Source organism: Janthinobacterium sp. PC23-8 (genome assembly GCF_002250505.1).
GTDB lineage: Bacteria > Pseudomonadota > Gammaproteobacteria > Burkholderiales > Burkholderiaceae_D > Janthinobacterium.
Window position 1 is genome coordinate 1,291,516 of sequence record NZ_NJGY01000001.1, and the last position, 25,171, is coordinate 1,316,686.

The following is a 25,171-nucleotide window of genomic DNA, read 5'->3' on the forward strand; positions in this document are numbered from 1 at the left end:
GCTCCCCGATCTAGCATCGAACCAAGGAGCTGCAGACTAGCCGCGTGATTATTCAAATTTATAATATTTAAGATCAACCATTTATAATTTTCTAAAAATTACCGAACCATTATTGAAAAAATCTGAAATTACTAACTCTCCCAAGATACCAATCTCTTAAACTTATGGAAAGAACCAGGAACGAAAAACGAAGAAAATTTCCCTGCGGCAAAAAATTAATATCCGAATTGATCATGCCATTTCTCTTAATATTATCTCGATGCAACTTTAATGATTATTAATTTCAGATGTACGTTCTACGATGTGCGCGCGAAGTCCGCCGCGTCTAAATCCTAAGAAGAACCGAACTGCCACATTTTCATCCGCATCGGCATGAAAATTTTCTCCCGGGATAAAAAATGCCTCAACCGATCGAGGTTGAAACCCGCCTTTGACTACTGGTTTCCAAAGTGGAATTACAGTAATAGTTCCAGCTTGTGGCCCTCGGATTTCTTTAATGATGCCATCAACATATGCTAATTTTTCCGTCTCCGTAAAGAAGCCGGTAGCTGGATCCCGCTCACCCAATTGATCTGCGGCAACTATACCAATACCTGATTGCGACTTTGCCAAATATTCAAACGATTGTTTCCTATTTCGCTCCTGCGAAAGTGACAAGCATTGATCTAGGGCTTTTGCAACCACCTCAACATTTGTAATTTCACCGTCATACCACTGTGCAAAATACAATATATAAAGATAATACGAAGAATCGATACTTCCAATAGTTTTATTCCATCTAGTCACTTTATCAATTGCCTCAATCATGCTAAAGATTTGCGAGTCACGATATAGCGCAAGCCAATGCCGAAAATCTTGATCAGAAGGGTTAGTGGTATCGATATTTTTTTCAGCCATTGAAAGCAATGCTACAAACCTCTCGGGTGAACCAAAAGATGTGTTTCCTCTTTTTTTCTGAAGTTGACACACACTAAGCAAAAAACGTCTATTTTGCACCGTGTTTCCACCAGGCTCTGCGACTTTTTTTAACAAGTAATTAGAAAGCTCATCTGACGATTTTTCAATTTTCTTCAAGTAAAAATCTACTGCCTCCACATATTCTGGGTGCTCTGCCTTTTCATCCGTTAATCGTTTTACTTCGGAAAGCAGGTCATTGGCGGACGAAAGTTCATTTCTTATATCCAAGGAAATACTAGTTTCTTCAATTAGGAAATCGTAAAAACTTGCAGCACCAGAAATTGCGCGCAATGAACTAACTGTTCTCGTAACTAACTGGATATCACTGACAAATGGGTATTGACTGGCCCCGTTTGATAGTACTCTTGCATTTAAAAAACAATCTCTTGCCGACCGATAGTCATTTGATATATCGGTCCACGCCACAACATGATCATGGGATCCACTCCTAAATTGTTGAAGGGTTTCGCGAACACAATGTGCATAAATCATCCCAAGAGTATGCAGATGTAATTCGTCGTCTGGCGCCAATTCAATTGCCAAATTCAAATTTTCTATTGCGTCTTTAAATCGTTTGCTCTCCGAGTACATACAATGTCTGCCGAAATGATTCCAGAAATGTGGCTCATTCGGCAAGACAGCAGTCAATTGTCGCAAAATCTCTGCTTGATATGGCTCATCATATATCTCTGTCAATAGCGGAGAAAATAGGTTACGTCGACCTGAGTCCGCAGATAGATGCTCCCGCTGAATGAACATTTGCATTAACAAATCTTTAAATTCGGGGCCGTCGAGACTTTCATTTTCTGTAAATTCCTTTATCATCCGAATCGACAAATTGCTTAATTTCTCTTGCCATTTTGTGTTTTCTGGATGTCTATTCGTGTCAAAAATTACTTCAAGCGTTTGTTGCGCGAGTAAAGGATGCGACGCCTTCACCAATAAACTTCCTTCGGAACCGTAGGTTACGAAAAGCCGATCAACATCCTGTCCGAAAACGCGCCCCACCATTGTGCCTGGCGTATATTTTTTCTCATTGAGCGTGGCCAATATCTGTTCTGGAACGCCACTTTGCGTGAATACGCTAACTAGACTAACGTAAGATAAGAGTATCTTCTGCCTATCAGTGAGATCGTGAAGGTGTCCCCTGACATATTCGGAAACATGAGAAAATTCTTCTTCGAAGCGATACAAGCCAAAAAAGAACGGGCTTCGAAACCTTTGTTTCTCAGCGGTCGTTGCAAGACGCCTAAGTTGATCCAGTTGATTTAGTGACGCGCCAGTACTGTATCTACCCAAGAACTTCTTTGCCTCGTCCAACGGCATCACATCACTAATAAAAGTGAAACTATCTGTTACTTGGCTCGGCGGTGCACTTCCAGTAAACCGGGAGACGAACAATACGCAGCAGCGAACATTTCGAGATGACGCAGTGTGCAACAAGCGTGAAACGTCCTCGCGGGTACACACATCGGCCTCGGCCAATAACAAAACCGGAAGGGAACTCAAGTGAAAGAGCGTCTCCACTCTCAAGGCGGTATTTGAATTTATTCCACGTAATACGGCGACCGGAAATTGTCGCTTAAGGTCCCAAAACAATCTGCGTGCAAAAGTACTTCCGCCAGCCCCGGGTTTATGCTTAATCTCAAACATCCGATTCCTTGGATCCGAAAGCGCTTTTTGCAGATTCATTTTGGTCTCCGAATAGACATCCCGAATAAGATCTTGTTCTAGATCCAGTTCTGGCCATGAAATCGGAGCACCGCGAAGGAATTTTCCTTCCATTTTATGAGTTTCGACCAACCGAAGACCAGCATGGACCAACTCCAATTCTTCTGCGATAACCGCAAGCTCATGGGTGTTAGTTATGTCCCTGTATTCGATGCTACCTTCATCTCCCTTAATGCGACTCGGAATTAATACTTGAGCAGCGTCGCCAATCTCACCTAAACTCAGGTCAATTCCAGCAATTATTCTTTCAACTGGATCTCCGCTGTATTCAAATACCGTATCAGCAGGCATACTTGAATTTTCAATTCGGCCACCTAATACAAGTGCTCTGATATCGTCAATACCACAGGTTTCATACAAAGCAGCGCAAATCTCGGCAGTATATTCCGAGGAATAATTTCCTTGCAAAACCACAACACGCACAGACAATGGGGAAATAGAGTTAAATAATTCACTCATCGAATTGCGAATTTTATTTAATTTCTTCCTTTTCCAGTTTAATAAGTCTACTGATTCGCTTTCCGGCTGTTTGCTCCACCCCCTAGCCTTGAGCCAAGTCGTGGACCGCAACTTAGGTGTAAAGTTATTTATACCATCTGGCAGCTTTACTCTGACGACCTGTGACTTTTCAATTTGAGATCCAAGGAGCGAAAAAAAACTACCATTTTCTGAATTTGTACTGCAATCAATAACCAATGGCCAGTTCACTCTTGACGCAACAGTTGGATCAAATGCAATCAACTCATCCGACTCTAACGCGCTGACAAGAATATATAGATGACGGCCCACTTCAAAAGAGTCTACAAAATGACAAGCTTCTCTAATTTTTTTGGTATCTAGTCCAAGCTTAATTTCTGGCTCAATAAGTGCGCACTCTGTCGCCGGCATATCGACCTTGCAATAGGAAAAATATGCTCTCAAGCTTATCGCTGCATAAATTAAAGCTTTTAACTCAGCCTGTCTACTTAAACCATTTTTGTTGAAAAAATTAAGTGCCGCCGCCATTCGAGATAAAAGTTGCTGTCGGTATACGTGCGCTCGACGAGATGAATATTTCTCGACTGTCCATCGATTAATTTGATGCCTGATTTCAATAATAGACTCTGCTACCGAAATACGATATCGATCGACATTTTTCCCATACAAATCCTGAAGTCGCTCAACTGTGGATAGTTTAGTAATTTCTTCAATCCATGTTTGAATGCTCATGTTTTCACACGAAACCAGAAGTGACGAGAATTCAAGATATGCTTGATCAAAGAGCAATGGCTTTTGGGGCTCCGCCAATGCAAAATCAATCACAAAATATTCAACATCTTTTCCAAACTCACCAGGAACCCGAAGAATATTTTCCTCGTGAAGATCATTATGTAAATGTCCGACAATTGGGCGTATCCCGGCGTCAATATACAGATTGTCGTTTTTTGACCAGTAGTACGGATTAGGATAAACAATGCCAGCGTATGAAAACCCTTTTTCATTACCTCCAATCCCAAAATCCAGCAATTTTTTTTCAATGCGGCCGCCATCTATCTTATTGAGTCGATAACCGAGCCACAATTGAAGAATTTTTGATTCAGAAAAAACTGAATCTGCTTCACTAGCCGACGAATTCCATTCATTCAAAAGATCACTGGTAATCCTTTGACAGACGTCTTTATGATCATCAGCAAGCAAGGATTTCATTGAGCGACAGTTTTCCATACCACCGCCAACAGCAGCAAACAAACTTACATAATGATTATTAGTTTTTGAAAATGCCACTAATTTAGCAATATGAAGATTGGTGAATTTCTTATTTATGCCTTCTGCAATCGAATGCGCTGTAGCCTCGGCAACCCTACCGATTACATTCTCTAACCGTTCTAATTTTAGAATCGCTATGCCACTCCATGCCTCGAGTTGTATATCAACTAACCAAACACCGGCGCCGGACTTACCGCCCAAAGTTCGCAACAATGCGATCGAGCTCTTGACGCCAAGTGCTGCGCCAATTTCGTTGAGGTCGGATGTTTGTAACTCCATTAGAACTCCTTGGTCAAAAAATCTTTAAGTCAGAACTACGTCTGCGCCGTCGAATCGAATCTCTTCAATTCACGGAGATACTTGTCGAACATACAGTCCCGCCAAATCAGCGACTGCTTGTGGCTGCGGATGCAGCCACAAGCAGCCAATGATGCAGCATATCAGGTTGCCAACTGGAAAAACTCACGCATTATCACACGGCTTCATTGTTCAATAGTCTGCTGGGAAATTGCAGCGACGGGGGGGGCGTCATCTCCAGCCCCAAAAGCTCAAGGACAGCACTCTACGGCTTGCATAATTCGAAGAATTCCAGCAGCGCGAGGGGCGCGTGGCTCAGGCCCGCCATTAAGACACGAACTGATGCATTAGGCGCCGTAAAAGCATGCTCAGCCGAGAAGTTTTTAAACCGTCACTTACATACCAAATTCCACCAAGTTACCAAACCGTCCACTTAACGGTTTGAACGGATCGTTCGCCGAGATCTTCGACAGACCGCATCGGCCATGACAACCAACCCGAATCAAACACCCTGCCATTCCGCGCAACGATGACCATGCACGGATGCAAGCAAGACCCCTGCTGGTCCAACGGCGCCGGCGTGACATGGAACACCATGGACGACAGATCTGCTGCCTTCAGACCGTGGGCCTGCAGGATGCGTATTGCAGTGGCATGCAGTGCCGCCAGCGCAAGGCGCAAGGGTGCCTGTTCGGCGACAAGCGCGGGATAAGGCGCAGGATCGAGCAGATCCATCTGCATGGTCTGCTGGTTCGCTGCGCGCAGCACCGGGGCGAGGTGGGGCGACAGATAACTGAGGGCGCTGGCCGCATGATGGGCAATGTCGTGGGCGGCCCGCAAGAACGGCAATTCTACCCATGTCACGCCCCTTCAAAAAGCCTGACAACAGCATCAGGCCAGAGTGCGAACTTTGAACAGACAACAAAAAACCCGCTTACCTTTGCAGATAAACGGGCTTTTTGATGAATCTCTGGTGCCGCTTGCCGGAATCGAACTGGCGACCTTTTCATTACGAATGAACTGCTCTACCAACTGAGCTAAAGCGGCGAAGACCCACATTCTACAAACAATGCACAAAATTTGCTAGTGTCAACGCGATCTTTTTTGCACAGTGTGGGGAAAGTTCCTGCTTACTCCTGGTGGTAGGCGGTCACGCGGGCTACTTCGTCTTTCGAGCCGAGGTAGACCGGTACGCGCTGGTGCAGCTTGTGCGGGACGATGTCCATGATGCGCTGCTGGCCGTCGGTGGCGGCGCCGCCGGCCTGTTCGACGATGAAGGCCATCGGGTTCGCTTCGTACATCAGGCGCAGTTTGCCGGGCATGGAGGTGTCGCGCAGGTCGGCCGGGTACATGAAGATGCCGCCGCGGTTCAGGATGCGGTGCACGTCGGCGACCATCGAGGCGATCCAGCGCATGTTGAAGTTGGTGCCGCGCGGGCCCGTTTCGCCGGCCAGCAGTTCGTTGACGTAGCGCTGCACCGGCGGGTGCCAGTGGCGCGCGTTCGACATGTTGATGGCGAATTCTTTCGTGGTGGCGGGAATCTGGATATTGCTTTGCGTGAGGACCCAGGAACCCATTTCGCGGTCCAGCGTGAAACAGTTCACGCCATTGCCGAAAGTGAGCACCAGCATGGTTTGCGGGCCGTACACGGCGTAGCCGGCGGCGACCTGCTTGGTGCCGGCCTGCATGAAGTCCTGTTCGGTCGGCTGGGCCATGCCTTCGGGCGCTTTCAGCACCGAGAAGATGGTGCCGATCGAGACGTTGACGTCGATGTTCGACGAGCCGTCCAACGGGTCGAACAGCAGCATGTATTCGCCCTTCGGATAACGGTTCGGGATCGGGTGGATCGATTCCATTTCTTCCGACGCCATCGCCGCCAGGTGGCCGCCCCACTCATTGGCTTCGAGCAGGATCTCGTTGGAGATGATGTCGAGTTTCTTCTGCACTTCGCCCTGCACGTTTTCCGTGTCGGCCGTGCCCAGCACCTCGCCCAGCGCGCCCTTGCCGACGGCGTGGCTGATGGTCTTGCAGGCGCGCGCGACGACTTCGATCAAGAGGCGCAGTTCGGCCGGGATGCTGTTGTTCGAGCGCTGCTCTTCAACCAGGTATTGCGTAAGACTGATGCGTTTCATGACTTCCCTTTTGTTTTAATAATGACTGCTGTTTTAGTTCGCCAATGCCTTGGAAACGACTTCCATCACGTCGTTCGACAGGCTGGCCTGGCCGGCGACCTGTTCCAGTGCGGCGCGCATCTGGGTCTGCAGGGCCGGCAGGTAACGGCGCCAGCGGTCCATCGAGCGGGCCAGGCGGGCGGCCACTTGCGGGTTCAGGGCGTCGAGCGCGATCACCTGCTCGGCCCAGAAGGCGTAGCCGCTGCCGTCGGGCGCATGGAACTGCGACGGATTGCCGTTGGTGAAATTGAAGATCAGGCTGCGCGCGCGGTTCGGGTTTTTCAGGGTGAAGGCGGGATGCGTCATCAGCTTGCGCACGCCCGCCAGGTCGGTGCTCGGGGCGGCCGCCTGCATGGCGAACCATTTGTCAACCACCAGCGCCTCGCCCTGGAAGTCGCTGTAGAAGCTGGCCAGGGCCGCTTGCGCCGCTTCCTGGGCGCCAGAGTGTATCAGGGCGCCCAGCGCGGCGGCGCGGTCGGTCATGTTGCCGGCGCTGTCGAACTGCTGCTGCGCCAGCGCCAGGTCGTCCGCTCCGGGCGCAATCAGCAGGTAAGAGAGCGCCAGGTTTTTCAGCGCGCGCTTGCCGGCCGACAGGGCGTCGGGGCTGTAGTCGCCCGGCGTCAGGTTGGCGTGGTATTGCGCCAGCAGTTCCGGTTTGAGGGCGCTGGCAATCGTGCGGCGCATGAACTGGCGCGCCGCGTGGATCGCTTGCGGGTCGACCTGCGCCAGGCGCTCGGCGATGATGGTCTCGGACGGCAGGATCAGGGCCAGCTCGCGGAAGGCCGGGTCCAGCGTGTCGTCAGCCAGCAGGACGCGCTGCGCTTCGATAAAGGTGTCGTCCAGGCTCAAGTCTGTGCCGGCGGCCACCGCGCTGGTAAGCATCAACAGGCGCGCCATGGCCAGGCGCTGGCCCGCTTCCCAACGGTTCACCGGGTCGCTGTCGTGGCGGAACAGGTGCAGCAGTTCGGCGTCGGTGTACGCATATTCCAGCACCACCGGCGCGGAAAAGTCGCGCAGCAGCGACGGCACGGGCAGCTCTGCCACATTGATGAAGCGGAAGGTCTGCCAGCCTTCAGTCAGTTCCAGCACGGCGCTGGTGCCGGTGATGGCGTCGCCACTTTCCAACTGCAGCGGCAGGTCGCGGCCATCGGCGCCCAACAGGCCCACGGTGACGGGAATATGGAAAGGCAGCTTGTGCGACTGGCCGGGCGTGGCCGGGCAGCTTTGCCGCAGGGTCAGTTCAAACGTTTTGGCTGCGGCGTCGTAGCGCGATTCGGCTTGCACCACGGGCGTGCCGGCCTGGCTGTACCAGCGCTCGAACTGGGTAAAGTCGCGGCCATTGGCGTCGGCCATGGCGGCGCGGAAGTCGTCGCACTGCACGGCCTGGCCATCGTGTCGTTCGAAATACAGGTCCATGCCCTTGCGAAAACCTTCGCGGCCCACCAGGGTCTGGTACATGCGCACCACTTCGGCGCCTTTTTCGTAAATCGTGACGGTGTAAAAATTATTAATCTCGACGAACGAGTCGGGACGCACCGGGTGCGCCATCGGGCCTGCGTCTTCGGGGAACTGCGCCTGGCGCAGGGTGCGCACCTGGTCGATGCGGGTCACGGCGCGGCCGGTGTCGGTGCCGATCATGTCGGCCGAGAATTCCTGGTCGCGAAACACCGTCAGGCCTTCTTTCAGCGACAGCTGGAACCAGTCGCGGCAGGTCACGCGGTTGCCGGTCCAGTTATGGAAATATTCATGGCCCACCACCGCTTCGATGCCGGCGTAATCGACGTCGGTGGCCACGCGCGCATTGGCCAGCACGTACTTGGTGTTGAAGATGTTCAGGCCCTTGTTTTCCATCGCGCCCATATTGAAGTCGCCGACGGCGACGATCATGAAGCGGTCCAGGTCCAGCTCCAGGCCGAAGCGTTCTTCGTCCCAGCGGATCGAGTTTTTCAGCGACTGCATGGCGTAGTCGGTCTTGTCGAGGTTGCCCTCTTCGACCCACACCTGCAGCAGCACTTCGCGGCCCGATTGCAGGGTGTAGCGCTCTTCCTGGCAGACCAGGCGCGCGGCGACCAGCGCGAACAGGTAGGACGGCTTCTTGAACGGGTCTTCCCACTTGGCGTAATGGCGGCCATCCCCCAGGTCGCCCTCTTCGATCAGATTACCATTCGACAACAGCACCGGATATTGCTCCTTGTCGGCGCGCAGCATGACGGTGTACTTGGCCATCACGTCCGGGCGGTCCGGGAAGAAGGTAATGCGGCGAAAGCCTTCGGCTTCGCACTGGGTGAAGAAGTTATGGTTCGACACGTACAGGCCGGACAGCGAGGTATTATCCTGCGGCGCGAGGATGGTTTCGATATCGAGTTCAACCTCGTCGGGCGCCTTCGGGATCGTCAGCATGCCGGACGTCAGCTTGTATTGCGAGGGTTTGAGCAGCTTGCCGTTCAGGCGTAGCTGTACCAGCTCGATATGCTCGCCGTGCAGTTCGATGCTGCGGCTGGTGCTGTCGGGATTGCGATGCATGCGGATCCGGCTCGCCACGATGGTGCGGGCGGGATCGAGATCGAAACCCAGTTCCACGGTATCGACCAGATAGCTGGGCGGCGTGTAATCCTGGCGGTAAATCGTCTGAGGGCTGTCTGTGCGCATGGGATGGAATGGGGGCGGAGGCAAAAGCCTATTTTACCAATACCAGCACAGAGCGGGCCTGATTTGGGCTTGATTCAGGCCATTTACTTCAATCAATAGCGGCAACCGCGCGCCAGCGCACACACAGGGTAACAAACTGTAATAATCATCAGCACTGGAATAACGTAGTCTTACACTGTAAAGCGATACATTTCGTCCGCCAGGTGGCGGATTGCATATTGAGGAGATTCGGCAATGAAATACCTGGCCATATTCATGACCGCGCTGACGGTGCTGCTGACCGGCTGCGCCACCACCATCCGCAGCGACGTCACGGTGTTCCACGACTGGCCGGCCCAGCAGAATGATAAATCGTATGTCTTCGTGGCGCCGCCCGCCGAGGAAGACACCCTCGAATACCGCAGCTACCAGAACCTGGTGCGCGCCGAACTGGCCAAGCATGGCTTCGGCGAAGCGTCGGGTCCGGACAGCGCCAAATTGCGCGTCGCCATGCGCTTTGCCACGATGGATGTGCCTGAACGCGTGCTGCAGGCCACCGACCCGTTCTGGTACGGCCCCGGCTACTGGCCCGGCCGGTACGGCTACCGCTACGGCGCCTGGCCCGGCTACGGCCGCTTCGGCTACAGCCCGTTCTGGGGCGGTCCGATGGCGGTGGAAGAAACCGTGCATCATCAATTCGAACGCGAACTGCGCGTGACGATCAATGAAAATACGGGCAAGAAGCTGTACGACGTGACCGTGCATTCGAGCAGCGGCAAGCGCGCCACGCCGCAAGTGATGCCGGCCATGGTGGCCAGCGCCTTTGCCGACTTCCCGGGCCGTAGCGGCGTGCCGCGCCAGGTGGAAGTGAAGGTCGAATAAATCATCGTACCCATGAAAAACCGGCTGGTGCGCGCAAGCGGCCAGCCGGTTTTTTGTCGTCCGCAGATTAGCTGTAGAACGCTTCGGTGGCAAACGTGATCACGCCCACCAGGGCCACGGCCAGCACCAGCACGATCAATAGCCGGCCGAATTTCGGATTGCCGTCGTCGCCGCCGCTCATGGCACGATAATCGTCGAGCCGGACGTCTTGCGCCCTTCCAGGTCACGGTGGGCCTGGACGATATCGGCCAGCTTGTAGCGCTGGCGCACTTCCACCTGCACTTCGCCGCTGCCGACCACGCCGAACAGCGAGGCGGCCATCTCTTCGAGCCTGGCGCGGTCCGAGGCATAGCTGAACAGCGACGGGCGCGTGATGAACAGCGAACCGCGCGAGCCGAGTTCGGTCAGCGAAAACGGCGGCACCGGGCCGGAGGCATTGCCGAAGCTGACCATCATGCCCAGCGGCGCCAGGCAGTCGAGCGAACCCGTAAACGTATCCTTGCCGATCGAGTCGTAGACCACCGAGACACCCTTGCCGCCGGTGATGTCGCGCACGCGCTCGACAAAATTGTCGGTGTTGTAGTTGATGACGTGGGCCGCGCCGTGGGCCAGCGCCAGCTGCGCCTTTTCGTCCGAGCCGACCGTGCCGATCAGGTTGACGCCCATCACTTTCGCCCACTGGCAGGCGATCAGGCCGACGCCGCCGGCGGCCGCGTGGAACAGTATCGTGTCGCCCGCTTTCAGCGCCACCGTGCGGTGCAGCAGGTATTGCACCGTCAGGCCCTGCAGCATCATGGCGGCGGCCGTGTCGAAACCGATACGATCGGGCAGCGCCAGCAAGGCCGAGGCGGGGATATTGCGCTGCTCGGCATACGCGCCATTGATGCGCGCCGCATAAGCGACCCGGTCGCCCACCTTGACATCGGTGACGCCCTCGCCCACCGCTTCGACCACGCCCGCGCCTTCCACGCCCAAACCGGCCGGCAGCAGCTGCGGATACAGGCCGGTGCGGAAATACACGTCGATGAAATTGAGGCCGATCGCCTCGTGTTTCACGCGCGCTTCGCCGGGGCCGGGCGGCGCCAGCTCCATGTCGACATACTCCATCACTTCGGGGCCGCCCGTGCGCTGCATGCGGATGGCCTTGGTCGTTATCATGTCCGTCATCGTCGTCTCCTGGAGGGGGTGATTCAGGCCGCAGCCAGAGCGTCGGCCTGGGTTTGCAGTTGCGACAGTACCAGATGGGCCGTCGACAGATTGGTGGCGCACGCCACATTGTGCACGTCGCAGGCGCGCACCAAGGCGTTGATGTCCGGTTCGTGCGGCTGCGGCGTCATCGGGTCGCGCAGGAAGATCACGCAATCGATCATGCCTTCGACCAGTAGCGAGCCGATCTGCAAGTCGCCGCCGAACGGCCCCGAATGCTTGCGCTCGACCGTCAAGCCCAGCTCGTTGATCAGGCGCCCGCCCGTGGTGCCGGTGGCGGACAAGTCGCACGTCTTGAGAAAATCGAGGTACTCGCCTGCCAGGGTGATCATGTCATCTTTTTTCTTGTCGTGGGCAATCAGGGCGATGCGTGTTTTCATGGTGAACCGTCTCAGTGGGTGGGTGGGTTATTTTTTCTTTGAAAGCAGATAGATACCGGCCAGTACCAGGCCGGTGCCGGCCAGCTGCCAGCCGGTGATCGGCTCGCCGAGGATGATGGCGCCCAAAAACAGGGTCGACACGGGGCCGATCATGCCGGCCTGCGAAGCGACGGGTGCGCCGATGCGCTCGACGGCGATCATGGTCATGAATACCGGCAGCACGGTGCAAAAAATACCGTTGACCAGCGACCAGCCATACACGGGCATGGGCTGGCTCAGCATGCCGACCGGGCGCAGGATCAAGAACTGGGCGATGCAGGCAAAGCTGGCCACGCACATCGCATACGACACCAGCCGCGTGGCGCCGATGCGTTTCACCAGTTCGCCCGAACCGAGCAGGTAGACCGCATAGGAACAGGCCGAGCCCAGCACCAGGGTCGAACCGAGCACGATATTGCTGGCGCCCGAGCGCAGGTCATGCACGAACACCAGCACGATGCCGCAATACGAGATGAGCAGCGCCAGCCACTGCAGGCGGCTGATGGTGTGCTTGAGAAAGACGGTACTGATCAACAACACGAAGGTCGGTGTCAGGAACAGTATCAATCGTTCCAGGCCGACGGAGATATATTGCAGGCCAAGAAAGTCCAGATAGCTCGACAGGTAATAACCGACCAGCCCCAGCCCCACCAGCTGCCAGCGGTCGCGCCACGCCAGAGGCGGCTCGGTGCGCATCTGCCAGCAGGCGATGACGGCAAACACGGGGACGGAAAAAATCATGCGAAAAGCGATGACCGTGACCGCATCGACCGGATATTGGTACAACAGCTTGGCGACGATGGCCTTGGTGGAAAACAGCACCGCGCCGCCCACGGCGATGGCCAGGCCACCGAGGTAGACGGCGCGGGGAGTGGCGGATGCGGACAAGGGGCTGGTGCTCATGACCAGATTGTAAGGCAATTTCGGGGTCAGCCCCCAACCCCGGCCATCAGGCTATCACGACCCCCGCCGTTCCCGCCGTCACCGTCGCCGTCGTTACCCGCGCAATCACATTCGCCGGCGCGCTGGCCCCCACCAGTTTATTGACCTGCTTGAACTGCGCCACCAGCTTGCCCGGCGTGAGCGTCACCACCGTGTAGCCTTGCGCATCGGTATTGAGGTGCTTGAGCCACGGGTTGTTGCCCAGGCTTGATAACTGCTGCGCCAGAGCCAGCAAGGTCACGCTGAAGTCGGTGCTGGCCTTCAGGGCCGCCTGCACGGCAGTGACGGTCGCGTCGAGCTGCGCTTCGGGCACGCCCCTGGCGCCCAGGGCGCCGCGCAGTTGCACGCGCAGTTGTTCCAGCAGGCTGTCGAGGGTCGGCGCCGCCTTGCCCATGGTGTAGTCGAGCAGGTTGATGGCCAGGTTGACCGTGCCCACGCCCGGCACGGGAATGGCCAGCGGGTAGCTGACCAGGGTGCCGATATCGCCCTGCGCGGCCGAATTCATGTAGCTGAAGAAGGAGTCGGAACTCACGCCCGCCGACACCAGATCCACCATCACCGGCGTGCCGCCACCGGCGGCGTCGAAATCGTCGTTGACCGTGCCGGCAAAGAAGGAGTGAATGTCGCCGGTGATCGCCACCACGTTGCCGATGGCATTGGTTTTCAGGTGCGCCATCAGCGCCTTGCGCTCGCTGTTGTAGCCGTCCCACTGGTCGCAATTGAGCAGGAAACGGTTGAAGAACGGCGCCAGCGCTGCGGCCTGGCCGGAGCTTTTCACGAATGCGGATTGAGCCTGTTTGGCCTGCACGTCGGGCTTGATCCAGCCAAAGGCAATCACTTGCGCGCCAGCCGTGGCCGAGCCGCTGTTGTAGGCCGCCACCGTCATGCCGGCCTGCGCGTTTGACAAGCCCGCGCCGACGGCGGCTGCGGCCTGCGCCGCAGTATTGCCGCCGGCGCCGGCAATCGCCATCGCCGCCGCCTGCGCCATCGCACTGGTCGCGCCGGCCGTCGAGGCCGCCACGATAGCCGAGGCCAGCGGCACGCTGCCGCCGACCAGCGGCAAGGTCGAGGCGATCGCCGCGCCGATCTTGCTCACGCTGCCCAGCGCTACCAGGGTGGCGATGGCGTCGATGCCGTTCAGGCCCATGCGCAGCAGGGACACTTCATTGCCCCACAGTTTCCAGGTGGACGTCGCGGCCTTCATCTTGCCCTTCCACCATTCGCGCTGGGTGGTGCCCAGCATGCCGACGGCGGCCAACGGATCGGTTCCGGCCTTGGTGGCGGCCGCCATCTTTTGCGCCTCCACGCTGTCGAACAGCTGCTGCGGCACCAGGTAGCGGCTGCCGATGCTGCCCAGCGGCTTGCCGGTGGCCGGGTTGATGGTCGCTTCGGCAATCGCATGGTCGGCGCGGTACAGGCGCTCGTCCGTCATGATGAGTTGCATCAGCTTGCCGAACTGGAAATCGCGGTAGATCTGGATATTCTGGAAGCTGGTGGCGGCGGCGTCGAAGGAGACGTCGGCCGGCATGTATTCGAACCAGGCCTGGTTGGCGCTGCGCCGGCGCGAGGGCTGGTGCAAATCGCTGCCATCAAGCGCCACGATGCCTTCGTAGGTGGACGCGTCCTGCCAGGCGTCGTCGGTGAATTCATGGTCGTCCCAGATGGCGATCAAGGCGAAGCGCTCGTGCACGGCCTGCAGGCGGGCGTCGGTGCGGTATTTTTTGTACAGATAGCGGTAGTCGGCGGTGCTGGTGGCGTATTTGGCGCCGGCGCTGCCGCTCTTGAAGGTGCCGTCGGGCAGCTTCAACTGGTCGTGGCGGCTTTCCACGGCGCCGCTCTGGAACGCTTCGCCCACCGTTTCGTAGATGTAGTCGCCCAGGTGGACGATAAAGTCGAGATTTTCATTGGCGGCGATATGGCCGAGCGCGCCCCAGTGGTTGATGCTCCAGTCCTGGCAGGTCAGGTAGGCGAACTGCAGTTGCGCCACGTCGGCGGTGGCGGCCGGCGCCGTCTTGAAGCGGCCCACGTTGGAGCGCACGTCGCCGGCGATGAACTGGTAAAAATACGTTTGCCCCGGCTGCAGGCCGGTGACCTTGTGGCGCAGGGTATTGTCAAAGTCCGCCTTCAGGGGCAATTTGGCGTCGACGATGGTGGTGCCCGCCAGGGCCTTGTTGCTGCCGAGGGAAGAGGAATTATCAAGCGCGCTGACGATCAGGCGCACCGCCACCTGCACGCCGGCGGCCGGCGCTGGTGCGACAGCGTCCAGGCTGGCGGGCACCACGCGCGTCCACAGCATGACGCTGTCCGGGCGCGGATCGCCGGACGCCACGCTTTGCGGGAACTGCCAGTCGCCGCCCATGGCGAGCGGCACGCTGGCGTCGCTGTGGTCGCTGCCGCCGCAGGCGGCGAGGCCGGCAGTGGCGACAGAAACGGTTATAAAGCCACCCAATTTGAGGAATTGACGCCGGTTGATCTGACTTGCCATGATTTTCTTACCCCGAAGTAACCCGAAAGCGCGTCACTTTAGCAACACAATATGTCGGCTTCATGACCGGGACAGCCGGCGGCCGGGGGGGCCGCTATGCTAAAATGTCCGCCACAATTGAACACCCGTCTAAGGAAGATTCGACATGGCAGGACATAGCAAATGGGCCAACATCAAGCATAAAAAGGCTGCCACGGATGCCAAGCGCGGCAAAATCTGGACCCGCCTGATCAAGGAAATCACGGTCGCGGCCCGCATGGGCGGCGCCGACGCCATCACCAATCCGCGCCTGCGCCTGGCGGTCGACAAGGCGGCTGACGCCAATATGCCGAAAGATAACGTGCAGCGCGCGATCAACCGCGGCAGCGGCGGCGTCGATGGCGCCAACTACGAAGAAGTACGCTACGAAGGCTACGGCGTGGGCGGCGCGGCCGTGATCGTCGAATGCATGACCGACAATAAAGTACGCACGGTGGCCGAAGTACGCAACGCCTTCAACAAGAACGGCGGCAACATGGGCAACGAAGGCTCGGTTGCCTTCATGTTCCAGCACTGCGGCCAGCTGCTGTTCGCGCCGGGCACCGACGAAGACAAATTGATGGAAGCGGCCCTGGAAGCGGGCGCCGACGACGTGATCGCCGACGACGAAGGCGGCTTCGAAGTGGTGACGCCGGTGCACGATTTCGCCGCCGTCAAGGAAGCGCTGGAAGCGGCAGGCTTCAAGGCCGAAGTGGCCGAAGTAATCATGAAACCGGCCACCGAAACCGTCTATTCCGGCGACGACGCGATCAAGATGCAAAAGCTGATCGATGCGCTGGAGTTGCTCGACGACGTGCAGGAAGTGTTCACCAACGCACTCATTGAAAACTGATTCGAGAATAAATCACACGCACTCAAGGGCGGCCTCCCCCGCCCTGCAACCCCCACACTGAACGAACGGTCCCTATGAAAATTCTGGTAGTCGGCTCTGGCGGCCGCGAACATGCCCTGGCCTGGAAACTGGCGCAGTCCGAACGCATACAGATGGTGTATGTCGCTCCGGGCAACGGCGGCACCGCGCGCGACGCGCGCCTGGTCAATCTCGACATCAGCGACCCGCAATTGCTGGCCGATTTCGTTGTGCGGGAACATATCAGCCTGACCGTGGTCGGCCCGGAAGTGCCGCTGGCCGCCGGCATCGTCAACCTGTTCCGCTCGCGCGGCCTGAAGATCTTCGGCCCGACCAAAGAAGCGGCGCAACTGGAGTCGTCGAAAGACTTCGCCAAGGCCTTCATGCAGCGCCACGGCATTCCGACGGCGGCCTACCAGACGTTCTCGGAAGTGGCGCCGGCCCACGCCTATATCGACAGCATGGGCGCGCCGATCGTCATCAAGGCCGACGGCCTGGCCGCCGGCAAGGGCGTGGTGGTGGCAATGACGCTGGAAGAAGCGCACCAGGCGGTCGACAACATGCTCGCTGACAACCAGTTCGGCGACGCCGGCGCGCGCATCGTCATCGAAGAATTTTTGGCCGGCGAAGAGGCGAGCTTTATCGTCATGTGCGACGGCAAGAACATCCTGCCGCTGGCCACCAGCCAGGACCACAAGCGCCTCAAGGACCACGACCTGGGTCCGAACACGGGCGGCATGGGCGCCTATTCGCCGGCGCCGATCGTCACGCCGGCCATGCATGCGCGCGTGATGCGCGAGATCATTGTGCCAACCATTACCGGCATGGCGAAGGACGGCATCACGTTTACGGGCTTTCTGTACGCCGGCCTGATGATCGACGACAAGGGCACACCGAAAACGCTGGAATTCAACTGCCGCATGGGCGACCCGGAAACCCAGCCCATCATGGCGCGCCTGAAAACCGATCTGGTCACCGTGATGGAACACGCCGTCAACGGCACGCTCGACACGGTGGAGCTGGAATGGGACCGCCGCACGGCCGTGGGCGTGGTGATGGCCGCCGCCGGCTATCCGGACGACCCGCTCAAGGGTACGCCGATCGGCGACATCCCCGCTGAAACCCATGACTCGGTGACCTTCCATGCGGGCACCCGCATCGAGGGCGAGCGCCTGGTTACCAATGGCGGGCGCGTGCTGTGCGTGGTGGGCCTGGGCGACAGCGTCAAGATGGCGCAGAAGCAGGCTTATGAAACCCTGGAAAAAATCCACTTCGACGGCGCGCAGTACCGCCGCGATATCGGCTGGCGCGGCTTGAAGCACTGATGGCACGTTGATCGCACGATAAAGATCAACTATCATGCGATCAACCATCAGGACAGACAAGCCGGGCCTCCCCTGAACAGGAGCGGCCCCACCGGGCAACGATGCTCTGGCCGCTCCCCCGGCCTCGCTGAAGCGGCTGCAACAGCTTGGCAAGGCGCTGCGGCGCCCTGGCGCCATACAGCCCGGGAAACGAGCCCATCGTCAGTTTTGCTATCACAAAAATCCGTTACGGGGTACAATCCGTCCTCAATTTTTTATTTCGGCCTCGTCGGCCCACGCGATGTCGTCCACTCCCTCCCCTTCGGCCGTAAAGGCCTATTTGCTCGATTTGCAAAGCCGTATCGTGCAGGCGCTCGAAGCGCAGGATGGCAAGCCCTTCCTGACCGACAGCTGGCAGCGGCCCGAAGGCGGCGGCGGCATTTCGCGCCTGATCGAGGAAGGCCATGTATTCGAGCGCGGCGGCGTGAATTTTTCGCACGTCACCGGCGCCGCCTTGCCACCATCGGCGGCCGCAGCGCGCCCTGAACTGGGTGGCAAGCCATGGGAAGCGATGGGCGTGTCGCTGGTGCTCCATCCGCGCAATCCGTACGCGCCGACGGTGCACATGAATGTGCGTTTTTTCAGTACGGTGAACGCCGACAATGAGCCGGTATGGTGGTTCGGCGGCGGCATGGACCTGACGCCGTATTACGGCAACGCAGATGACGTCAAACACTTTCACCAGGTCTGCCACGATGCGCTGGCGCCCTTTGGCGGCGAGCTGCATCCGAAGTTCAAGGCCTGGTGCGACGAGTATTTTTACCTGAAGCACCGCAAGGAGCCGCGCGGCGTGGGCGGCATCTTTTTCGACGACTTCAACGCCCTGGGCTTTGACGACAGTTTCGCCATGATGCGCAGCGCCGGCGATGGCTTCATCGACGCCTATGTGCCGATCCTGGCGCGACGCAAGGATACGCCGTATGGCGAGCGCGAACGCGATTTCCAGGCCTACCGGCGCGGCCGCTATGTCGAGTTCAACCTGGTGTTCGACCGTGGCACGCATTTCGGCCTGCAGTCGGGCGGACGCACCGAGGCGATCCTGATGTCGATGCCGCCCATCGTCAAGTGGCGCTACGACTGGCATCCGCAAGAAAATAGCCCTGAAGCGGCGCTGTACACCGATTTTCTCGTGCATCGCGACTGGCTGCAGGCGTGAGTCAAAGTGGTACGGCATGCGTGGCGCTGCTCGGCGGCAGCTACGATCCGGTGCACACGGGCCATGTCGCGCTGGGATCGTACTTCTCCCGTTTGCTGCAGGCCGATGCGCTGCGCGTGATCCCGGCCGGCGCGCCATGGCAAAAGGGGCGCCTGGGCGCCACCTGCGAGCAGCGCGCCGAGATGACCCGGCTGGCTTTCTCCGGCCTGCCGCTGCCGGTGATGATCGACCGCCAGGAAATCGAACGCAGCGACCAGGGGCAACCCAGCTACACCATCGATACCCTGCGCCAGGTGCGCGCCGAACTGGGGCCGCAAGCGTCCATCGTGTTCCTGATGGGGGCCGACCAGCTGCAGCGCCTGGACACCTGGCGCGAGTGGCGGCAGTTATTTGAATACGCCCATATCTGCGTCGCGGCCCGCCCCGGCTTCGCGTTGAATGGCACGGCAATGCCGCAGGCAGTGGCGCAGGAATTCACGCGCCGCCTGGGCACGCTCAGCAGCATCCGCAACACGCCGCACGGTCTGACTTATCTGGCACAGGACTTCGCGGTGGATATCTCCGCCACCGAAATACGTGCGGCATTACAACGGGGGGTTCCGGCAAACGAGCTGGTTTCCCCGCTAGTGCTAGACTATATTGAACAACATAATTTATACAAAAGCTAAATGGATATCAAAAAACTGCAAACCCTCGTCGTTGACGCACTTGAAGACGTCAAAGGCCAAGACATCGCCGTATTCGACACGGTGCACCTGACCAGCCTGTTCGACCGCATCGCCATCGTTTCCGGCACCTCGAACCGCCAGACCAAGGCGCTGGCCGCCTCGGTGCGCGACAAGGTCAAGGAAGCCGGCGGCGAGATCATCGGCATGGAAGGTGAAGACACCGGCGAATGGGTACTGGTCGATCTGGGCGACATGATCGTGCACATCATGCAAGCGCCGATCCGCGCCTACTACCGCCTGGAAGAAATCTGGGGCGACAAGCCGGTCAAGCTGGGCGCTGCCAAACGCGCGCCTAAAAAAGCCGCCGGCGACGAGCCGAAAAAGGTCAGCGGCCACCTGGCGGCAAGCAAGGCCAAGGTAGAAGCGTCGCCCGTGATCGAGAAAAAAGCACCGGCCAAAAAAGCCACGGCAGCCACCGCCGCCAAGAAAGCCCCGGCCAAGAAAGCCGTCGCTTCCAAAGCCGTCGGCAAGACCGTGAAAGTCGCGCCCACCAAGACCGAGGCGGCCGCCGTCAAGGCCTTGAAAGCGCTGCCGGAGAAAAAAGTCCGTGCGCCACGCGCAGCCAAACCGGCGGCCGATGCAGCACCGGCGAAAACCGTCATCAAGCGTATCAAAAAAGTCGAAGAGTAAGCGTCGATGCAGCTTATCATCGCTGCGGTCGGCCATAAAATGCCGGCCTGGATCGAGACGGGCTTCGCCGAATACGCGAAGCGCATGCCGCCGGAATTGCGCATCGTGCTGAAAGAAATCAAGCCCGTCGAGCGTTCCGGCAGCAAGACCGCCGCCACCGCGATGGCGCTGGAACGCGAACGCATCGAAGCGGCCCTGCCCAAGGGCGTGCGCATCATCGCCCTCGACGAACGCGGCAAGGACCTGACCAGTGTCGGCCTGTCGCAGCAGTTGATGGCGTGGCAGCAGGATGGCCGCGACACGGCCTTCCTGATCGGCGGCGCCGATGGCCTCGACCCTGTCCTGAAAGCGCGTGCCGAAGGCATGCTGCGCATCTCCAGCATGACCCTGCCGCACGGCGTGGTGCGCGTGATCCTGGCCGAGCAGCTGTACCGCGCCTGGTCGATCACGCAAAACCATCCCTACCATCGCGTCTGACTTTTATCTCTCCATGAAACCGGCTGACAACAAGATCTACCTGGCATCCAAGAGCCCGCGCCGGCGCGAACTGCTGCGCCAGATCGGCATCGAATTCGAACTGCTGCTGCTGCGCAGCGACGGCCCGCGCGGCGCCGACGTCACCGAAGAAGTGCTGCCTGGCGAATCGGCGCTGGCCTACGTGGCGCGGGTCGCCAATGAAAAGGCAGCCTTTGCCTGGAACATGGTGCACCGCCGCCACCTCACGCCGCGCCCGGTGCTGGCGGCCGACACCACCGTCACCATCGACGGCGCCATCCTCGGCAAACCGGCCGACCGGGCAGAAGCAGTGGCCATGCTGGAGCAACTGTCAGGCCGCACGCATCAGGTGCTGACCTCGATCGCCGTGCATGGCGATGGCATCGCCGAACAGCGCACGCAGATCTCGCAAGTGCGCTTTGGCGTCTTGTCCGCCGCCTCGATCGCCGCCTATTGCGCGACGCCCGAACCGTACGACAAGGCCGGCGGCTACGGCATCCAGGGCAGCGCCGCGCTGTTCGTCGAGCACATCGAAGGCAGCCATTCCGGCATCATGGGCCTGCCCCTGTACGAGACGGCGCAATTGCTGCGGCAAGCAGGTTTGCCCCTGCCCTGATACCGCGTATGATGTCATTCGTTGCCTCCACTTTTGCGCCTCCATGAACGAAGACATCCTGATCAATATCACGCCGCAAGAAACCCGCGTCGCCCTCATCTTGCAAGGCGCAGTGCAGGAACTGCACATCGAGCGCACGCTGACGCGCGGCCTGGCCGGCAATGTCTATTCCGGCAAAGTGGTGCGCGTCTTGCCGGGCATGCAGTCGGCCTTTATCGACATCGGCCTGGAACGCGCCGCCTTCCTGCACGTGGCCGACATCTGGGAGGCGCGCGGCCACGACGGCCAGAACGCCAGCCCTGCCCCGATTGAAAAAATCCTGTTCGACGGCCAGGTGCTGACGGTACAGGTGATCAAGGACCCGATCGGCACCAAGGGTGCGCGATTGTCGACGCAGATCTCGATCGCCGGGCGCATGCTGGTGTATCTGCCGCAGGACAAGCATATCGGCATCTCGCAAAAAATCGAAAAGGAATCGGAGCGCGAACTGCTGCGCACGCGCCTGCAAAGCCTGCTGCCAGCGGACGAAAAAGGCGGCTACATCGTGCGCACCATGGCCGAAGACGCCTCCGACGCCGATCTGAAGGCCGATGTCGATTATCTGCGCAAGACCTGGAGCACCATCGTCCACGGCGCCCGCACGCGCCCGGCCACCAGCCTGCTGCACCAGGATCTGAACCTGGCGCAGCGCGTGCTGCGCGACTTCGTCGGCGACGAAACGGCCACCATCCAGGTCGACTCGCGCGAGAACTACGTCAAGCTGCGCGAATTTGCCGAAATCTACACCCCCAGCGAACTGACGCGCCTGCAGCACTACACGGGCGAGCGCCCTCTGTTCGATTTATATGGCGTGGAAGAAGAGATTCTGCGCGCGCTGGGCCGCAGGGTCGACCTGAAATCCGGCGGCTACCTGATCGTCGACCAGACCGAAGCGATGACCACCATCGACGTCAACACGGGCGGCTTTGTTGGCGGACGCAACTTTGCCGACACCATCTTCAAGACCAACCTGGAAGCGGCCCACGCCATCGCCCGCCAGTTGCGCCTGCGCAACCTGGGCGGCATCATCATCCTCGACTTCATCGACATGGACAACGCCGAGCACCGCAACGCCGTGCTGGCCGAGTTGAAGCGCACGCTGTCACGCGACCGCACCAAGGTTTCGGTCAGCAACTTCTCGCCGCTGGGCCTGGTCGAAATGACCCGCAAGCGCACCCGCGAGTCGCTGGCCCATATCCTGTGCGAACCGTGCCCGGCCTGCGCCGGCAAGGGACAAGTAAAAACCTCGCGCACCATCTGCTATGAAATTTTGCGCGAACTGCTGCGCGAAGCGAAGCAGTTCAACCCGCGCGAGTTCCGCATCCTGGCCTCGCAGGAAGTGGTCGATCTGTTCCTGGAAGAAGAATCGCAGCACCTGGCGATGCTGGGCGACTTTATCGGCAAGAAGATTTCATTGCAGGTGGAGAGTACTTATCATCAGGAGCAGTACGACGTGATTTTGATGTGATCATTTTTACGGTCTTCGTGATCTCAAGGGTACAGGGGAGAATCATTGCCATATACTTCCCTCCTCATTCAATCAAGTGATACATTGCATATCTCAATTATGGATTGATTGAAAAAATGCTCAGGAAATAACATGTTAAAAATAGCCAGATTCCAAAATTTCACTACAGTACCAAATGCTGTGTGGAAATTTTCACCCGGATTGAATATCATCGTGGGGGAAAACGGCTTGGGCAAGTCACACATGCTCAAGGCAATTTACTCTCTGCTCAAGGTTCAAACAGGGAAAGAATTTTCCAAATCTTTTCTTGAAAAAGCCTATGCTGAAAAATTGGTCGCCGTTATGCGTCCGGAATCGATCGGCCGTTTGGTAAAGAGAAAGCAAGGCCGTGATCGCTGTGAAATTGAGCTGATCATGAAGGACGATGAAAAAAGCTGCACGATTGCCTTTGCAACAAATGCAAAGTCTCAGGTTGAGGTCATTCATGCCCCTCGTGAAGGTTTGACTCGATCTCCCGTTTATTTACCCACCAGAGAATTGGCCACACTATGTCCTTGGTTTGTTCCCTTATATGACAATTATCATCTTGAATTCGAAGAGGCGTGGCGTGACACTGTTTCATTGCTTGGAGCTCCGTCAATAAAAGGTCCCCGGGCGAGCAAAGTTGCTAACCTGCTTAAGCCATTGGAGGAGGCGATGGGCGGAAAAGTTATTGTTGATTCAGCCAATGGCCGGTTTTATCTTCAAGTTACGAGTGAAGGACGAATGGAAATGCCGCTCGTGGCTGAGGGATTAAGGAAAATAGCAATGCTGGCTCGCCTGATAAGCACCGGTGTTTTGCTGGATAAAGGTTATTTATTCTGGGATGAACCGGAGACGAATTTAAATCCAAAACTTATCAAGGTTCTTGCAAAAAGCATCGTACATCTGGCGTCCGAAGGCATTCAGATCTTCATCGCCACCCATTCGCTTTTCCTGCTCCGGGAACTGGAAATATTGACGGAAGAAAATATCTACAAGAAACTGGCATCCAGATATTTCTCACTTAAAATTGAGGAAAATACTGTCCTGTTGGAGCAAGGCGACAAAATAGATGACCTACAAACCATTGCTTCCTTGGATGAGGAACTCATGCAGTCCGATCGCTTTCTTGCATCCGAGGAAACTTAATGCCAGTTATACAGTCGATCATCGCTGAAGGAAACCTGACATTCACTTTCCCTGCCAACAGCATGTCAAGCAAATATGATGAATGGTCTCATTATCGCAATCAGTCTCAAAAAATTTGCGGCGCCAGTAAAGCTGCTGACATCGTCTTTGCAGAATCCGGCATCGCCTGGCTAATCGAGATAAAAGATTTCCGGCAACATGCAAGAACAAAAACAATTGACTTAGGCGAAGAAATAGCCATAAAAATCCGAGACACGATTGCAGGACTTGTCAGCGCAAAATGCGAAGCAATAGACAAAGACGAAAAGCGGTGTGCGAAAAAATTAATCGCGGCAAGTAAAATTCGTGTTGTGTGTCATTTGGAGCAGCCGGCCAAACATTCAAAGTTGCGTCCCAGAGCAATTGACCCAAGCCACCTCGCACTCAAGCTAAGAACCTTGCTCAAAGCGATTGACCCTCACCCTTTTGTCGTCGACTCCAACTCATTACACCCGTCAATGAACTGGATCGTCACCTGATCTCTTCATCTTGATGATACTGAACGGTGACGCATATCGAACATCGGGCTGGGACGATCTTAGTCAGGCTGGATCGAGGTAAAACACCGCATACACTTTCAACGGCGACGTTTCGGTGGCTTTTTCCGAACGCACCACCGAACAGTCGTCGGCGGCCAGGCTGCGCCAGTTCTGGATGCCGGCCTTGGCGAACATGGCGTGCGCCGGGGCGTTGGCCGCCAGGTCCAGCACCAGGCAGGCGTTGCGCGGGCCGGCGCCGTAGTTGACGGCGCGGATCTCGATGCCGAAGGTGCTCATCCATGGTTCCCACAGGCCTTTTTCCTTGCCGGCCGCGATGCGCTCGAGCATCTCGCCAAAATTCAAGCCTTTTTTGACCGTATCGCGCAGTGTCTGCAGCGACGGCGCCAGGCGCGGGTCGGGCTGCTTGTTGCCGGCGCGAATTTCCGCGATCGCCTTCAGTTCCTTGATGATGGCCGCGTCGCGTTCCGTGTAGTCGCGCATGCGCGCGTAGAAGTCGGCGTCCAGGAAGGGATTGACGGTCAGCTTGGCAACGCCCTCTTCGCGGCGTTTCGGGGAAGGCGTGTTGGTTTTGGTCATGGCGATGAGGGCAGGAAATCAGGGAGGGCCGCCAGTG

At 57.5% G+C, this 25,171-nt stretch carries 20 protein-coding genes and 1 tRNA gene; 11 read left to right on the top strand and 10 right to left on the bottom strand.

Features of this window, described 5'->3' with window-relative positions:
• Window positions 1–267 precede the first annotated feature (267 nt).
• From CD932_RS28065 to pepN, 5 genes are all read right to left on the bottom strand, one after another.
• Complete coding sequence (locus tag CD932_RS28065; protein WP_141213189.1) at window positions 268–4,713, bottom strand: hypothetical protein; 4,446 nt, start codon at window positions 4,711–4,713, stop codon at window positions 268–270.
• A gap of 435 nt (window positions 4,714–5,148) precedes the next feature.
• Window positions 5,149–5,595 (bottom strand): hypothetical protein, encoded by a 447-nt coding sequence (locus CD932_RS05595; protein ID WP_141213190.1) that lies wholly within the window; start codon window positions 5,593–5,595, stop codon window positions 5,149–5,151.
• A 107-nt stretch (window positions 5,596–5,702) separates the two neighbouring features.
• A tRNA-Thr gene (locus CD932_RS05600) sits at window positions 5,703–5,778 on the bottom strand.
• 83 nt (window positions 5,779–5,861) lie between these two features.
• Complete coding sequence (locus tag CD932_RS05605; RefSeq protein ID WP_094441770.1) at window positions 5,862–6,863, bottom strand: class 1 fructose-bisphosphatase; 1,002 nt, start codon at window positions 6,861–6,863, stop codon at window positions 5,862–5,864.
• A gap of 33 nt (window positions 6,864–6,896) precedes the next feature.
• Window positions 6,897–9,551 carry an aminopeptidase N gene (pepN, locus tag CD932_RS05610; protein WP_094441771.1) on the bottom strand — a complete coding sequence of 885 codons (2,655 nt, stop codon included), beginning with the start codon at window positions 9,549–9,551 and terminating at the stop codon, window positions 6,897–6,899.
• Window positions 9,552–9,785: 234 nt separating this feature from the next.
• Here pepN and CD932_RS05615 point away from each other — a divergent pair, with 234 nt between their 5' ends.
• Window positions 9,786–10,412, top strand: a complete 627-nt coding sequence (locus tag CD932_RS05615; RefSeq protein WP_094441772.1) for a DUF4136 domain-containing protein — start codon at window positions 9,786–9,788, stop codon at window positions 10,410–10,412.
• Between the two features lie 177 nt (window positions 10,413–10,589).
• Here CD932_RS05615 and CD932_RS05620 read toward each other — a convergent pair whose 3' ends face one another.
• Genes CD932_RS05620 through CD932_RS05635 form a run of 4 tightly spaced genes read right to left on the bottom strand, consistent with a single transcriptional unit; the run spans window position 10,590 to window position 15,464 of the window.
• Complete coding sequence (locus CD932_RS05620; protein ID WP_094441773.1) at window positions 10,590–11,579, bottom strand: quinone oxidoreductase; 990 nt, start codon at window positions 11,577–11,579, stop codon at window positions 10,590–10,592.
• A 23-nt stretch (window positions 11,580–11,602) separates the two neighbouring features.
• On the bottom strand, window positions 11,603–11,998 hold the full coding sequence (locus tag CD932_RS05625) for a methylglyoxal synthase (protein ID WP_094441774.1): 396 nt from the start codon (window positions 11,996–11,998) through the stop codon (window positions 11,603–11,605).
• A gap of 27 nt (window positions 11,999–12,025) precedes the next feature.
• Window positions 12,026–12,940 carry a DMT family transporter gene (locus tag CD932_RS05630; protein WP_094441775.1) on the bottom strand — a complete coding sequence of 305 codons (915 nt, stop codon included), beginning with the start codon at window positions 12,938–12,940 and terminating at the stop codon, window positions 12,026–12,028.
• A gap of 46 nt (window positions 12,941–12,986) precedes the next feature.
• Window positions 12,987–15,464, bottom strand: a complete 2,478-nt coding sequence (locus CD932_RS05635; RefSeq protein WP_094441776.1) for an alkaline phosphatase — start codon at window positions 15,462–15,464, stop codon at window positions 12,987–12,989.
• Between the two features lie 145 nt (window positions 15,465–15,609).
• On the opposite strand from CD932_RS05635, the gene CD932_RS05640 reads away from it, so the two are divergent.
• The 10 genes from CD932_RS05640 to CD932_RS05685 all read left to right on the top strand — a co-directional run bounded on the left by CD932_RS05640 (window position 15,610) and on the right by CD932_RS05685 (window position 24,537).
• Window positions 15,610–16,335 (top strand): YebC/PmpR family DNA-binding transcriptional regulator, encoded by a 726-nt coding sequence (locus CD932_RS05640; RefSeq protein WP_094441777.1) that lies wholly within the window; start codon window positions 15,610–15,612, stop codon window positions 16,333–16,335.
• A 74-nt stretch (window positions 16,336–16,409) separates the two neighbouring features.
• Complete coding sequence (gene purD, locus CD932_RS05645) at window positions 16,410–17,678, top strand: phosphoribosylamine--glycine ligase (protein WP_094441778.1); 1,269 nt, start codon at window positions 16,410–16,412, stop codon at window positions 17,676–17,678.
• 280 nt (window positions 17,679–17,958) lie between these two features.
• The gene (hemF, locus tag CD932_RS05650) at window positions 17,959–18,873 is read left to right on the top strand and encodes an oxygen-dependent coproporphyrinogen oxidase (protein WP_094441779.1); all 915 of its coding nucleotides are present in this window, start codon (window positions 17,959–17,961) and stop codon (window positions 18,871–18,873) included.
• The gene (locus CD932_RS05655) at window positions 18,870–19,541 is read left to right on the top strand and encodes a nicotinate-nucleotide adenylyltransferase (protein ID WP_094441780.1); all 672 of its coding nucleotides are present in this window, start codon (window positions 18,870–18,872) and stop codon (window positions 19,539–19,541) included. Before hemF ends, CD932_RS05655 begins: the two co-directional genes overlap by 4 nt.
• Complete coding sequence (gene rsfS, locus CD932_RS05660) at window positions 19,542–20,231, top strand: ribosome silencing factor (RefSeq protein ID WP_094441781.1); 690 nt, start codon at window positions 19,542–19,544, stop codon at window positions 20,229–20,231.
• Between the two features lie 6 nt (window positions 20,232–20,237).
• The gene (gene rlmH, locus CD932_RS05665) at window positions 20,238–20,708 is read left to right on the top strand and encodes a 23S rRNA (pseudouridine(1915)-N(3))-methyltransferase RlmH (RefSeq protein WP_094441782.1); all 471 of its coding nucleotides are present in this window, start codon (window positions 20,238–20,240) and stop codon (window positions 20,706–20,708) included.
• A 13-nt stretch (window positions 20,709–20,721) separates the two neighbouring features.
• On the top strand, window positions 20,722–21,342 hold the full coding sequence (locus tag CD932_RS05670) for a nucleoside triphosphate pyrophosphatase (RefSeq protein ID WP_094441783.1): 621 nt from the start codon (window positions 20,722–20,724) through the stop codon (window positions 21,340–21,342).
• Window positions 21,343–21,385: 43 nt separating this feature from the next.
• On the top strand, window positions 21,386–22,849 hold the full coding sequence (gene rng / locus CD932_RS05675; RefSeq protein WP_094441784.1) for a ribonuclease G: 1,464 nt from the start codon (window positions 21,386–21,388) through the stop codon (window positions 22,847–22,849).
• A 132-nt stretch (window positions 22,850–22,981) separates the two neighbouring features.
• A complete protein-coding gene (locus tag CD932_RS05680; RefSeq protein WP_094441785.1) occupies window positions 22,982–24,019 on the top strand; it encodes an ATP/GTP-binding protein in 1,038 nt (345 codons plus the stop codon).
• Window positions 24,019–24,537, top strand: a complete 519-nt coding sequence (locus CD932_RS05685; protein WP_217907232.1) for a hypothetical protein — start codon at window positions 24,019–24,021, stop codon at window positions 24,535–24,537. The genes CD932_RS05680 and CD932_RS05685 overlap by 1 nt, the downstream gene beginning before the upstream one ends.
• Before the next feature lie 63 nt (window positions 24,538–24,600).
• Here CD932_RS05685 and CD932_RS05690 read toward each other — a convergent pair whose 3' ends face one another.
• Complete coding sequence (locus CD932_RS05690) at window positions 24,601–25,134, bottom strand: hypothetical protein (RefSeq protein WP_094441786.1); 534 nt, start codon at window positions 25,132–25,134, stop codon at window positions 24,601–24,603.
• Window positions 25,135–25,171: the final 37 nt, after the last annotated feature.

Coding starts and splice junctions, on each gene's coding strand:
- CD932_RS28065 (WP_141213189.1), bottom strand. CDS start 4,713: ATGGAGTTACAAACATCCGACCTCAACGAAATTGGCGCAGCACTTGGC.
- CD932_RS05605 (WP_094441770.1), bottom strand. CDS start 6,863: ATGAAACGCATCAGTCTTACGCAATACCTGGTTGAAGAGCAGCGCTCG.
- pepN (WP_094441771.1), bottom strand. CDS start 9,551: ATGCGCACAGACAGCCCTCAGACGATTTACCGCCAGGATTACACGCCG.
- CD932_RS05615 (WP_094441772.1), top strand. CDS start 9,786: ATGAAATACCTGGCCATATTCATGACCGCGCTGACGGTGCTGCTGACC.
- CD932_RS05620 (WP_094441773.1), bottom strand. CDS start 11,579: ATGACGGACATGATAACGACCAAGGCCATCCGCATGCAGCGCACGGGC.
- CD932_RS05625 (WP_094441774.1), bottom strand. CDS start 11,998: ATGAAAACACGCATCGCCCTGATTGCCCACGACAAGAAAAAAGATGAC.
- CD932_RS05630 (WP_094441775.1), bottom strand. CDS start 12,940: ATGAGCACCAGCCCCTTGTCCGCATCCGCCACTCCCCGCGCCGTCTAC.
- CD932_RS05635 (WP_094441776.1), bottom strand. CDS start 15,464: ATGGCAAGTCAGATCAACCGGCGTCAATTCCTCAAATTGGGTGGCTTT.
- CD932_RS05640 (WP_094441777.1), top strand. CDS start 15,610: ATGGCAGGACATAGCAAATGGGCCAACATCAAGCATAAAAAGGCTGCC.
- purD (WP_094441778.1), top strand. CDS start 16,410: ATGAAAATTCTGGTAGTCGGCTCTGGCGGCCGCGAACATGCCCTGGCC.
- hemF (WP_094441779.1), top strand. CDS start 17,959: ATGTCGTCCACTCCCTCCCCTTCGGCCGTAAAGGCCTATTTGCTCGAT.
- rsfS (WP_094441781.1), top strand. CDS start 19,542: ATGGATATCAAAAAACTGCAAACCCTCGTCGTTGACGCACTTGAAGAC.
- rlmH (WP_094441782.1), top strand. CDS start 20,238: ATGCAGCTTATCATCGCTGCGGTCGGCCATAAAATGCCGGCCTGGATC.
- CD932_RS05670 (WP_094441783.1), top strand. CDS start 20,722: ATGAAACCGGCTGACAACAAGATCTACCTGGCATCCAAGAGCCCGCGC.
- rng (WP_094441784.1), top strand. CDS start 21,386: ATGAACGAAGACATCCTGATCAATATCACGCCGCAAGAAACCCGCGTC.
- CD932_RS05680 (WP_094441785.1), top strand. CDS start 22,982: ATGTTAAAAATAGCCAGATTCCAAAATTTCACTACAGTACCAAATGCT.
- CD932_RS05685 (WP_217907232.1), top strand. CDS start 24,019: ATGCCAGTTATACAGTCGATCATCGCTGAAGGAAACCTGACATTCACT.
- CD932_RS05690 (WP_094441786.1), bottom strand. CDS start 25,134: ATGACCAAAACCAACACGCCTTCCCCGAAACGCCGCGAAGAGGGCGTT.